Annotated in this window: 14 protein-coding genes; 7 read left to right on the top strand and 7 right to left on the bottom strand. The window is 36.6% G+C overall.

Going from position 1 to position 12,603, the window contains the following annotated elements:
* The first annotated feature begins 24 nt into the window (after positions 1-24).
* The 6 genes from H4J39_RS02590 to H4J39_RS02565 all read left to right on the top strand — a co-directional run bounded on the left by H4J39_RS02590 (position 25) and on the right by H4J39_RS02565 (position 5,687).
* Positions 25-420 (top strand): MmcQ/YjbR family DNA-binding protein, encoded by a 396-nt coding sequence (locus H4J39_RS02590; RefSeq protein ID WP_182225878.1) that lies wholly within the window; start codon positions 25-27, stop codon positions 418-420.
* 183 nt (positions 421-603) lie between these two features.
* The gene (locus tag H4J39_RS02585; RefSeq protein WP_182225846.1) at positions 604-1,257 is read left to right on the top strand and encodes a hypothetical protein; all 654 of its coding nucleotides are present in this window, start codon (positions 604-606) and stop codon (positions 1,255-1,257) included.
* 6 nt (positions 1,258-1,263) lie between these two features.
* The gene (locus tag H4J39_RS02580) at positions 1,264-3,606 is read left to right on the top strand and encodes an EAL domain-containing protein (RefSeq protein WP_182225845.1); all 2,343 of its coding nucleotides are present in this window, start codon (positions 1,264-1,266) and stop codon (positions 3,604-3,606) included.
* Positions 3,607-4,845, top strand: a complete 1,239-nt coding sequence (locus H4J39_RS02575) for a hypothetical protein (protein ID WP_182225844.1) — start codon at positions 3,607-3,609, stop codon at positions 4,843-4,845.
* Between the two features lie 296 nt (positions 4,846-5,141).
* Positions 5,142-5,423, top strand: a complete 282-nt coding sequence (locus tag H4J39_RS02570; protein WP_182225843.1) for a DUF6482 family protein — start codon at positions 5,142-5,144, stop codon at positions 5,421-5,423.
* Positions 5,424-5,426: 3 nt separating this feature from the next.
* Positions 5,427-5,687, top strand: coding sequence for a DUF3081 family protein (locus H4J39_RS02565; RefSeq protein ID WP_182225842.1), 261 nt, complete (start codon positions 5,427-5,429; stop codon positions 5,685-5,687).
* 62 nt (positions 5,688-5,749) lie between these two features.
* Here the strand turns inward: H4J39_RS02565 and H4J39_RS02560 are convergent, their stop codons facing one another.
* The 4 genes from H4J39_RS02560 to H4J39_RS02545 are packed head-to-tail and all read right to left on the bottom strand — an operon-like array spanning position 5,750 to position 8,024.
* On the bottom strand, positions 5,750-6,487 hold the full coding sequence (locus H4J39_RS02560) for an SDR family NAD(P)-dependent oxidoreductase (RefSeq protein ID WP_182225841.1): 738 nt from the start codon (positions 6,485-6,487) through the stop codon (positions 5,750-5,752).
* Positions 6,450-6,875, bottom strand: a complete 426-nt coding sequence (locus H4J39_RS02555; protein ID WP_182225840.1) for a thiol-disulfide oxidoreductase DCC family protein — start codon at positions 6,873-6,875, stop codon at positions 6,450-6,452. Before H4J39_RS02555 ends, H4J39_RS02560 begins: the two co-directional genes overlap by 38 nt.
* Positions 6,876-6,906: 31 nt before the next feature.
* Complete coding sequence (locus H4J39_RS02550) at positions 6,907-7,323, bottom strand: DUF3429 domain-containing protein (protein WP_182225839.1); 417 nt, start codon at positions 7,321-7,323, stop codon at positions 6,907-6,909.
* A 53-nt stretch (positions 7,324-7,376) separates the two neighbouring features.
* Positions 7,377-8,024, bottom strand: coding sequence for a flavin reductase family protein (locus H4J39_RS02545; protein WP_182225838.1), 648 nt, complete (start codon positions 8,022-8,024; stop codon positions 7,377-7,379).
* A 293-nt stretch (positions 8,025-8,317) separates the two neighbouring features.
* On the opposite strand from H4J39_RS02545, the gene H4J39_RS02540 reads away from it, so the two are divergent.
* Positions 8,318-9,085 (top strand): MipA/OmpV family protein, encoded by a 768-nt coding sequence (locus H4J39_RS02540; protein WP_182225837.1) that lies wholly within the window; start codon positions 8,318-8,320, stop codon positions 9,083-9,085.
* 13 nt (positions 9,086-9,098) lie between these two features.
* On the opposite strand, the gene H4J39_RS02535 is transcribed toward H4J39_RS02540, so the two are convergent.
* From H4J39_RS02535 to H4J39_RS02525, 3 genes are all read right to left on the bottom strand, one after another.
* The gene (locus H4J39_RS02535) at positions 9,099-9,533 is read right to left on the bottom strand and encodes a hypothetical protein (RefSeq protein ID WP_182225836.1); all 435 of its coding nucleotides are present in this window, start codon (positions 9,531-9,533) and stop codon (positions 9,099-9,101) included.
* A 66-nt stretch (positions 9,534-9,599) separates the two neighbouring features.
* Positions 9,600-11,357, bottom strand: a complete 1,758-nt coding sequence (locus H4J39_RS02530) for an alpha-amylase family glycosyl hydrolase (protein ID WP_182225835.1) — start codon at positions 11,355-11,357, stop codon at positions 9,600-9,602.
* Positions 11,358-11,370: 13 nt separating this feature from the next.
* Entirely contained in the window at positions 11,371-12,600 is a 1,230-nt protein-coding gene (locus tag H4J39_RS02525; RefSeq protein WP_182225834.1) for a glycosyl transferase, read from the bottom strand.
* Positions 12,601-12,603: the final 3 nt, after the last annotated feature.

Genomic DNA, 12,603 nt, shown 5'->3' with positions numbered 1-12,603 from the left:
GGGAAATAAACTTCAATGAGTAGTTTGAATGAGCAAGAGGTTGAACACTATTTATTAGCAAAGCCAGTCGCCTCACTTTATTATCCTTTTGGCGATGATATTAAAGTTTTTAAAGTAAAAAATAAAATGTTTGCGACAATTGCTCATGGTTCTAAGGCTAAAAGTGCCAACGTTGATGACGAAGCCAAACACTACTTTTGGATGAATATAAAGTGTGAGCCAAGCGAAGCTGAAATGTTACGTGATATTTTCCCCGCGATTATCGCTGGATATCACATGAATAAAAAGAATTGGAACAGTGTTATTTTAGACGGCTCAATTCCACAAGGCGAGCTTGAACGGATGATCGACAATTCATATAAACTGGTTGTTAGTAAAATGACGAAAAAAGATCAGCAATCTATTTCTCTCCACATTTGATTATTGCAACAATAGAATAAGTATTTTATTTTGGACAAGTATTTTCCTTAAATGGTAATTTTTTTTTGCTATTACCGTTCTAGTTAGTAAGTGAAAATTTATCTTAAAGGTTTTTCTGTCTTTTGTGGTTTATGCTCAACTAATAGGAATTTGAAAAATCTACTTAATGTGTAAGGAAAAAAATTGAAATATTTATTCTTAATGACTGCGGCAATGTTGGTTGTGTTTGATGTAATATCGAGTGAATTAATCGTTAAAGTTATTGATACTCAAGATCAGGATGTCAATGGTATTGTTGTATACGCCCGACCAATTGAGGGGATTAAACATTTACCTCTTAATACTAATGCGCTTTTAATCAACCAAAAAGATAAAAAATTCTCGCCTTATATAACGGTGATCCAAAAGGGGCAGCCGATTAAGTTTGTTAATCAAGATGATATAACTCATCATATATATTCGGTATCGGGTGAAAATCGCTTCGAATTTAAGATTCAATCTGGTGTAGAACAAATGACTGAACCTATGCTAGTAGCAGAAGAAATAGCGATGGGTTGTAATATACATGACTGGATGAGCGGCTATACTTTAGTGGTTGATACACCGTATTATGGAAAAACAGATGGGTCGGGACAACTAACCTTTACCCTGCCAAATGCTGGTGAATATGTAATTACAGCATGGCATCCGCAATTAGATGTCGAAAATAATAGGATCAGTCAAATAGTTACTGTTGATGATTCTATTAATAATGTGACAATTTCACTGCCAAAAAAACTATTACCTATACCTGAACAAAAAGGGCAAGATGAATTCAATTTTATAGAAGAGTACTAATATCAAATGAAGCTTTTAAAAGTACGTAGTTTACAAAGTAAAATACTTATTCTATTCATATTTCTATTGCTAATTGTGCAATTAGTATCATTTTTTTCAACTTATCAAGCGAGTCAAAAGTTAGAGCGTACTCAATTAAATAATCGTATTACCAATGCGACAAATGTTTTTAAAACTCAAATAAACAATCGACGTTATTATTTATCGGCGTTTGCAGAAACTGCGGCTAAAGATTATGGGTTAAAATCTGTTCTAGAAGAAGACAATAAAAGTTTCTTAATTGCGCTCAATAATCACCGAAAAAGGATTAACAGTAATCTTGCCATGGCATTCGATATGAATGGCATTGTGTTTGCGCAATTAGTGACTTACAAGACATCAGATGGCAAAGAGAAAGTTAAAATTGGCGCGGGGCAAGGTCAGCTATTTGATCAACAAAATGATTTCATTGACGAAGAAAATTCCCAACTAGTTAAGCTTAATGGTCAGTTGTATCAATTAAGTTTAGCTGCCATTAAAAGTGGCGATCGTACGATTGGCTGGATTGGTTTTGGTTATTTAATTGACACCGAGTTGGCACAAGAGCTCGCCACGTTAACAGATGTCAATATCGCTTTCGCTATTGAATCGGATACAGGTTATCTAATTACCGCGAATTCAGCTGAAGAACGTTATCCCATAGATAGCAATTTATTTTCAGCGATCATAAAAAAAACAGAGAAGCACTATATTTATCAGCAACATTCTCTTGGTTCAGTTGGCAGTAACAAACTTATTGCCTTGTTATTTAAGTCAAAAATTGATGTTTTGAAAACAGTCGGCGTGCAGTGGGAAAATCTGGTGCTATTGATTATTTTGACACTAGTGCTTTCTATTATTAGTGCGCTAGCTATAGCCAAAAGTATTACCCGACCTATTACGCAATTGGTTAGCCAAGTAAAAGCTATTACCCATGGTGACTATGATGGCAATGTAGCGGTTGAAGGAAGTGAAGAGCTTTATCAGTTATCAAACGAATTTAATCATATGACTAAGGCCATAGTATCAAGAGAAGAAACCATTAGTTTTCAAGCATTTCATGACCCACTTTCAAAATTACCTAATAGAAATGCACTCATCAATGAATTGAATAAGCGAAAAGCAAGCAACCTAGATTTCCTCGTGATCCAAACTTGCTTCATCGGTGCAGCAGATATTACTGACACTCTTGGGTATAAAGTGAGTGACGATGTGGTATTACAAGTTTCAAATCGGATGTTGAAAAGCCAATTACCGATTACCTGTTTCCATTTAGGTAATGAAAACTTTGTACTGCTTGTTGCAAACCAAGCGGTGTCACCGTTAATTGAACAGTTGCTAGCTGAATTGAACATTCAATGTCAGTTTGAGAGCATTAGCTTGCACTTACAGTTTGTTATTGGTGTGGCGGTTTCTACATTACATAATGGGCATAATGTTGATGAATTATTACAAAAAAGTAATGTTGCTTTGCAGTATGCAAAAAAGAATAAGAAGAGTTTTCAAATTTACGAGCCGCAATTTGATATCAATGCACTAGAGCGCTTGTTTTTGACCAACAGTTTAAAGCAGGCGATAGAGCAGAACGAATTGGTATTATTTTATCAGCCAAAAATGACTTTGGAAACAATGACAATTAGTCATGTTGAAGCTTTAGTGCGTTGGCAACATCCGGATAAAGGGCTGATCCCACCCGATTCATTTATCAGCATCGCTGAAAAAACAGGACAAATGGGGGCGCTAACTCGGTGGGTAACAACAGCGGCAATTAACCAATACGTGAAGTGGCGAAATCAAGGGGTAGATATCAACATTGCTATTAATATTTCAGCCGAAAATATTTTAGATAAATCATATCCTGATTTCGTTATAGCACTAAAACAACAACATCAATTATCTGATAACGCAATAACGTTAGAAGTTACTGAAGACGCAGTCGTAGCTGATCCTGAAAAAGCGACTGAAATTTTATCTTACTTAAGTGAACAAGGCTTTAAATTGTCAATTGACGATTATGGCACGGGGTATTCGTCTCTAGCACAGTTGAAACAATTACCAGTACAGGAGTTAAAAATTGATCGCTCATTTGTGCAAAATTTATCAACTGATGAAAGCGATAAAATAATTGTCCATTCAACGTTAGAGTTAGCCCACAATTTAGGACTTTCTGTTGTGGCAGAAGGAATTGAAGATGAACCCACTTTACTCTGGCTTAAATCTCTCGGTTGCGAGTTGGCCCAAGGATTCTTTATAAGTAAACCATTACCTGTCGATACATTAAATTTATGGATGGAAAATACATCTTATAATATCAATAGGATAGAGGCTTAAATGTTAAGACCTTCGCTAGCTATCGTTCTCATCCTTTGTAGCTCGAAGATTTGGAGCGCAGAATCAACCTTCAAAGGTATTATCGATGTTCGTGCTTATTATGTTGATAACATCCGCCATTCACAAAGCTACCTTCAAGGTGGGTATGGCAAGTTTAGGTACGATGCCGGTAGCGGGCTAGCGTTGGGTCAATTAGGTTTGCAATATCAATTGAGTTGGGATAATAACTGGTCTGCGATGATTGTAGCGAACGCGTTTGCTGACAAAGTAAATAACAACATAGGGTTAACGGAAGGTTATTTACAATATAAAGGTTTACCAAATGCTCAAGGCTGGCGGATTAAATCTAAAATAGGTGTTTTTTATCCTCAAATTAGTATGGAAAATGTCTCAACAGCATGGTCAACACCTTATACGCTAACTTCTAGCAGCCTAAATAATTGGATTGGTGAAGAATTAAGAAGTACAGGCGCAAATTTTACAATAGAAAAATTGGGTAAAGCAACCAAATCTCCACATACATTTTCTATTGATTTTGCTTTATTTCAAAATAACGACAGTGCTGGCGCTATGTTAACGTGGCATGGTTGGACAATGGGGAGTAGGCAAACCTTATTACAAGAAAAACTTACGGTACAAAACTTTCCTGCCCGCAATGCAACCTTATCGGAGCAAGCGGCGAACTCGGATCCTTTTATTGAGCTAGATAATCGGTTGGGGGGACACTTTTCGGTGACATGGCGTTATCAAAATGCACTGAAAGTAAATTTAGGTTTCTATGATAACCAAGCAGAAGAAGGGCTGGTTGAAGAAGGTCAATATACTTGGACGACAACATTTAGCCACTTAGGTGTTAAATATAAAGTAGCGCCTCAATGGGAAGTTATCGGACAATATATGCAAGGTAATACTGATATGAAATCCCCATATGGTGTAGATATTGTTAACGGAAAATTCAATAATGCTTTTGTGCTCATCAGAAAAAAATGGCAGAGCAGTCACTTGGCATTTAGGTTAGAACATTTTGACGTTGACGATCGAGATGATACTTTGGGTGACAACAATAATGAGAGTGGCAACGGAGCTTCTCTTGCGTATCGTTACAAATTAACCCAACATAGCTTTGTAATGGCAGAATATAACTGGCTCAAATCAAACAGGCCTTCACGCTATTACGAGCACCAAGCGGTTGAACTTATTGAACGTCAATACCAATTAGCCTACCGTTATTATTTTTAGTGGTATATAAAATAATAGTACTAAAAATTACATCAATAAAAAGAATGGGAATCGTGTTGTTTTTGACGGTTAAGTTCCATAAGGCAGCTTAAACGGATGAACGAAAATTCATATTTATTGGTGGTCAGTAAAATGACAAAAAAAGATCAGCAATTGATTTTGGTGCATTTGTGACAGCTCTGAAACCGTAGTCATTGATTTAAATCCCAAGGCTTATATATAAATATAACCTGAACATTGATCTTTAATAGTCAGGTAATCGTATTAAATAGCTGAATGCAACGTGGAGGTTTATTATGATGAATACATTAACTAGCAGTGGACAAACTACGATACCTACTATTATTGGCGTAGCCGAATCAACTCATTATCTTGTTGGGGCTGTTGATTCACTCAATAATTTTATTGGTTTAAGCCAATCTAAAGATGTTGCTGTAATGGGATCTTTAGTTGAAGCTAAAAATTACCTTAGAAATAATAATATATTCAACGCCGCACTCGAATATCAATCAGCGTATGATGAAATGTGTGGTACTACCAGCAGTAGTGGTCGCTGCAGCCAAATGATTAAGTTTTAACTGATGAAAGATAGACAATTAACGCTTAGAGAATTTTTAGAAATTTATGATTTTATTACCAAAGAGGGAATTAAACTCGATGGTATGTATGAGCACTCAGGTATTAAGGCGTGGCACGACTTTGATGGCTACACTTGTTGGCTTGGTTATAAAGATTTAACAATAACGTTGCTATTTCATGGCAGATTTTCCATAGAATATGAACATAAAGACACACTTGAGTCTTTCCATAAAATAGCGAATAAATTTACTGTCAACAATTAACATTAATTAAAAACTGCAACTTGTACTTGTAGTTTTTAATTATAATTTGCCTTTTCTTTCTATTACCAATTTATAGACTTACCCTCCCAATCAAGATAACTCAACGTATGATCTATTGCTGTATTCTCTACAATGCTCAGTAGTTGTTTGGCAACAAATTCGCTGGTAAAAAGCTTTTCTGGTGGAACATTTTTCTGAAATGGTTTAGATAAAGGTGTGTCTGTAGTTCCTGGATGGAATGAAATAAGTTTTATATTTTTTGCTCTTCTCGCCAATTCTATTGAGGCAGTTTTAAGCATCATATTTAGTGCTGCTTTTGAGGCTCTATAGCTGTACCAGCCGCCTAGGTTATTATCACTTATGCTGCCAACTCGGGCACTAAATACTACAAATTTACAGGGTGACTTCCTTGTCAGTATTGGTGTCAACTTTTGTACCCATAACATTGGTGTTAGTGTGTTTGCACTAATCACTTGATGAAATGCTTGGGCATCGAAGTCTTCTAGGCGCTTTTCAGGCTGAAAAGTCTCACTATGCAGTATGCCATTACAAATAAAAACTTGGCTTATTGGCAGTTCACTATGCGCCGCTATTTCTGCTACAGCCATTTCAATTGATTGCGCCAGATAATCTTTTACTTTTATGTATTTAACGTTAAGTTCATTAACAGATTTATCTTTATTACTTGCCTCTCGACTAATAAGAATAAGCCCAGTGTCAGCTACGTTTTTTATTTGAGTCGCGAGTGCTTTGCCAATGTCGCTATTTGCGCCAATGATCAGTGTTAGTTGATTTATCATAACAAGTTCCCGAATTACAGTTTGTCGTTTTTATGCCAAAAATTTTGGCGAGAAGCGCTGATATTTGATGACGATATTTTGCTAGCCCCAAGTAAACCCAGTGACTTAATGTTTTAAATACTGGCCAATTAAGGGGGGCTACCCAAAAGCCTTTACCAACAAGTGTCCAAGCACGATGTGTTACTTCTAATCCCAGTAGCACTTTGCCATTGAACGTAGCATGTAATATTTTCATTGCTGCCGAAAACTCAATCTCAGGATAGAGTGATTGAAAATCTTTCTGGTGAATATCCACCAAAAATATGACGTTATCTTGATCGTGCCTTTTGAGATGAATCATCTCAGTTGCACACATTGGGCAATTACCATCATAAAATATTGTTAGCATAGGGGATCCTAAATCTTGTTGTATGTTCATGTTAATAAAACCATAAAAAGTAGGCCGTTATATGGAGTGAAACAACAATCAATGTTAGCCAAAATCGCATTTTCATATAATTTGCGTTCAGATTATTCTGTTGAGTATCTTTAGCTAATTTTTGTTCGTAAATAAAGAGGAATAGAAAACTAAAAACTAAAATAATTAGCGCAAGGTCACGTTCAATAAGTAAGGCTAAAAATGCAATTAAGCTTAACGTATTACTCGTTATTTGCTGATTTATATGATGGTCGTCTTTACGCCATAATGTGCCTGCAATAAAGCTGACAATAATAGCGCTGTATGCTACAAAGGCCTGTTGAGCGGTAATATTTGGATTTTCCACATTAACGCTTAAATATAAAAAGGCTATAAAAGGGAGTAAACCAAGGTACCCAAGTAATTGCCAACTTTTCATTTGTCTTCCTTAAATTTTTAACTATTATAACCTTTACATTAATTACTGTTTAGCTATTGACCATCAAGTGAAATTTTTGATGGTATATATTCAGGTTTAGCGTAACTTAATCGAGATAACCGCTGACTTTTGTGGTAACTGTCTAAACCTGATATTGCAACCGTATTTAATGACTCGATATCAATGTAACCGTCTTTTTTAAGCGCTGCTGCTTCACAAAGTATATCTGTTATTTCACCAATAACTAATTGGGTACCATTGAGTTGAATAGGCACTATATCGCGTAGTATTAACGCGTATTTCAGTCGGCTCTCCTTAACAAAAGGTACTTCGATACCGTCAATATCATAGGGGGTTAAGCCTGTTTGTTCGAACTCACACTGGTCAGCACCATAACGGGCTGAAGTTTGATGCGCTTCTTGCCAGAAACTTTCACTGACTTGGTTTATCGTAAATTGTTTAGTTTGTAGAATATTCTCTAGTGTATGCCTTTGCACACTGTCTGGACGGGTAATAAAACCGACCAAAGCTGGAGACGAGCCAAGGTGAACAACAGAACTGAACATCGCCAAATTATTTTGGTTTTGCTCGTTGCGCGTACCAATGAGGTTAGCACTTTTATAACCAGACAAACTATTAACTAGTTGAGCACGGTAGCGAGCGTTCATCTGTAGCAGTTCGTCTTGACTGAAGTGTTGCATTTAAATATCACTTTGTTGGCTTGGTACATTTAAGTACGTAATTAGCGCGAGTCACGATCACCTTGCGGATATATTTTAATCGTTGTCTGCACTAATAATAAATTATATGGGTATATTTTGCTGTGAATGAATACCTTGCGGATATGATGTTTTCAATAAAGTGATTGCACCTTTTTAATCATCATTACAGGTTGCTAAAGTACTAAAGAGATAATTTAGGGATAAATTAAACCCAATTGCAATTTAAAACGTATAATTTGTAAACAATCAGAATGAATGATGATAATTACATAATGAAAAACATCTATAAAATCTTAATATTAAGTCTATTCTTTGTGCCTTTTTACACCTTCTCAGAGCAGAAAACAGCCTCAGTAACGCGAGAAAAATCCACTGGTTTTTTATATGGTGTTGGTATTAGCGTTAACAAAGAAATATACAAAGGTTATAGCTCACGTACGATGCCTCTCCCTTTGATTGGTTATAAAGGAGAAAATTTATCAATATTTGGACCTTTTGTAAGTTATAAGTTAAAAGAAGTTAATCATTTTACAGTGTCAGCGAAGCTATCACCGAGGTTTCAAGGGTTTGATGAATCTGACAGTTATATTTTCAAAGGCATGGAAAAAAGAAAGAGTTCTTTAGATGCGGGGGTTAGCGTCGATTATCAAAAAAATGATTGGAAGATTGGGCTTTCGTCGATGTTTGATGTGTTAAATAGATCGAATGGTTTTGAAATAAAGTCTAGTTTTGGCCGTGTTTACAAGTTTGGCTCCGTATTCCTTGAACCTTCTATCTCATTGAGTTTGTTAGATAAAAATCATGTTGATTATTATTATGGTGTATCAAAGTATGAAATTAATCAAGACAGAACTGTTTACAGCGGTAAAAGCGCATTTAATAAGAATGTCGGGCTTTCAATTGCTACACCTATTTTTTTTGGCGGATATACCCGCTTAAATCTCGAATACACTTGGTTTGATAAAAGTATTACGGACAGTCCTTTAGTTGAAGACAAGAGCAGTTTACAGTTGCTTTTCGTGTTTACGAAAAACTTCTAGCAGCACCAAAAAGCTATACTAAGTCGTAAGCATTTAATCCTTTTGTTGTAGTAAAACCATACTCACTGAGCCAGCTAATCGCTTTATCTTGGTCAGAAAATATTCGTCTCTCAAAGTTACTCCGTGTTTCAATTGTCATTTTATCGAGGTACATTTTTTTCATCATTGATTCATGAGCGACTTGCGCTGATTTTTCTAAACCATTTAAAATACAAAAAGCGGCTAAATCATCAACAACAGGGGCAATTTCAGGAACACTTATTTGCCAGTCATCTAAGAAGACTAAATGCGCCCATCTTGGTGTTTTTAACAATTTTACTTGCGCTATAAATGCTGCTGAAAAATTTTCTGCGCACTCTTTATTCCAAGAACCCGTTAAGCGCGCGATAATTATATTATTACTCACGTGTAATTTAAATTCACCATGAGGTGCAAAATAATGGGTCATTTGTAATCCAGCGTTATCCTAAAAGTTGTTTTTAGTTAGTATAGCGTATTTATTTCACCTTTCACCTTAGATGTTTGATATCCATACTGTTTGATAGGGCGTTAATACCAGTTCTTGTGTTAACTCTGTTATTTTTTCATGGGTAATGAGCTCAACCCAAGAGTCGGTAATAATTAAATTTAGCTCACTTAATGGCAATACAACAGGTTGGTCAGATATATTACTCACACAAAATACACTTTGTTTTCTGTCTTTACTTTGTCGCCAAAAACCAAACAGTTGTAGGCCTAAGTGCAACGTGAATTGCGTTGCATTTGGGTGAAAAGCTGATTGTTTAATTCTTATGTCTAATAAAGACTTTAGGGTTGAAAGTACTTTAGCGTGGTGTAAATCTTTATCAGCAAGAGCTTCTTCTAAAGCATCTACATGCCAGCGACGTCTGTTAATTGAACGATTGTGATGAGTGTTTGCTAGTTTTTGATAATCATTTTTTGTCCCCAGCATACTGTGTATGTAAATCCCAGGGATCCCCTCAAGCGCAAACATTATGGCGTGCGCACAAATAAAACGTTCAAAATTCCACTTATCCTTACCGTGCACCGTACCTTGCAATGCATCATAAAGTGCAATATTCATTTCATAGGCTTTTTGTTCACCGGTGTCTGAGGTACGCCATGATATTTTTCCACCAAAATTCTCTACCGTATGTACTAAGGTATCAAGTTCTCTTTCGCTTAATAAGCCTTCTGCTGGACGTAACCCAATACCGTCATGCGAAGCTATAAAGTTAAAATACATGGTGCCATCTTGCGAAGGTGGCATGCTCATAAGCCAACGTTTTAAGTATAAACAATTACCGGTTAGCAAGGTATTTAGCAACAGCGGCGGTAATGAAAAGTTATAGATCCCGTGGGCTTCGTTGGCATTACCAAAATAAGTGAGGTTCTGTGTGTTGGGAATATTGGTTTCAGTGATGATAATGGCGTGTTGTTCTGCTGATTCAATAAGGGTTCTGAGTAACCGGACGACTTCATGGGTTTGAGATAAGTTAATACTGGGTGTGCCGACGACTTTCCACAAAAAGGCGATGGCATCTAAACGAAAAATTTGTACTCCTGCATCAATATATTGCTTAATTATTGAGGTAAATGCCTTTAATACTTCAGGATTACGAAAGTCAAAATCAACTTGGTCGTGGCTAAAAGTGCACCAAACGAATTTCTTCCCCTTACCTGTCTCTACTTCTTTTAAAAGTGGAGATGTTCTCGGGCGAACAACGCCTGACAAGTTATCGTCAGGAAGTGCAGTAAAGAAAAAGTCACTACCTTGGCCTTCACCTTTAATAAAATTGTCAAACCAGGCACTGCGACTTGAACAATGGTTAATAACAAGATCAGACATCAAGCGATAATTTTTACTTATCTGCGTGATATCTTGCCATGCACCTAACGATTCGTTAACGGATGAATAATCGATAACAGAAAAACCATCGTCGGAACTATAAGGGAAAAAAGGTAAGATATGCACGCTATTAATTGTCTTGCTAAGCGTATTATCTACAAAGTTTTTTAAGGTTTTTAGTGGTGCTTCATCTGCCTTAATGATGCTGTCGCCATAGGTGATTAGAACAATATCTTCTTCTGACCAATGGTTTGTGAAAGGTTTTGCTATTACTGCCTTTCGAGATAGCGCCATGATATCAAGCAGGGATTGCGCAATATCATCAAACGACTGTTCAAGTGGAACATCATGATAAATAGTTGCAAGCTGCTGAACTAACTTATCTTTTAATGGTTGTTTTAACTGATTGACTGGCGTTGGCATAATGCACCTTTCTCTATAATGCTTGTCTAAATTCTTCATTGTCCAACTCTACCGCTTCTTTTAGTTGCGATAAAATATCAGGTATGGCGCTGACTACTCTATTCCAAGAAGGAATAAACGGTGTGTCCATGGGTTGATCTAAGAAAGTATTGCCGGCGGTTAGTATATTTTGTGCAAACATCTCAACCGCTTTTTCTTCATTATGGATATCCAGCTTAAGCCCATTCATCATCGCGTCGTTTCGATAAGTTTCGACATAATCTAAAGCAATTCGATAGTAAGTGGCTTTTAATGTTCTAAATTTTTCTGCAGTGAATGTCTCACCTTGAGTAGCAAGTTTACGAATAAAGGCTTTGCTGATATCAATCGACATTTTTGATAAACCACCATCAGTATTATCTAACGATAAATCTTGATGCTTATGATCGTACGTTGCGGCTATATCAACTTGGCATAAACGGTTAGGCGAATAGTTGCGATACATCTCTGATAACACGCCTATCTCAAGGCCCCAATCACTGGGAATACGAATATCGTTTAATACATCTCGACGGAAAGAAAACTCACCTGCTAAAGGATATAAAAAACTGTCCATGTATTCTAAATAGTCGCAATGACCAACTGTTTTTTTCAACGCTTTAATCAGTGGTGTTACTAGTAGACGAGATACACGGCCATTTATTTTCCCGCCCGCCACGCGCGCATAAAAACCTTTTGCAAACTCATAGTTAAACATTGGATTCGCCACTGGATATAGAAGCCTATCGAGTAATTCTCGTTCATAGGTCAAAATATCACAGTCGTGTAACGCAATAGATTCAGCTTTACCCGAAGCCAAAATATAGCCCATGCAATACCAAACATTTCGCCCTTTGCCTAACTCTTTTGGGGCTAGGCCAAGGGCTTGTAGTTTTTCATCTATCGCTTGTAATCTAGGCCCATCATTCCAAAGCACTCTATGGTGCTGTGGCAGTTGGCCAAAAAAAGTTAAGGCATGTTTGTATTGCTTGAGGTCGGCTCGGTCGAGGCCAATAACTATCTCAGACAAATACTCGACATCTTTAATTTTATTAATAATATCGGGTAAGGCTTCACCTTCTAATTCAGAAAACAATGAAGGTAAAATAAGCCCTAAAGGTCGTTTTTTAGAAAAGTCTAATAATTCAGCGGCCATATCTGCTGGTTCACGCTGTGCTAAATTATGTAACGTGGTTACGGTACCGTTTTGATAAAAATCAGCCATGGT

This window comes from Colwellia sp. Bg11-12 (assembly GCF_014076955.1).
Classification (GTDB): Bacteria; Pseudomonadota; Gammaproteobacteria; order Enterobacterales; family Alteromonadaceae; genus Colwellia_A.
The sequence above is the reverse complement of the archived record's forward strand: the minus strand, read 5'-3'. Positions and strand labels throughout refer to the sequence as shown.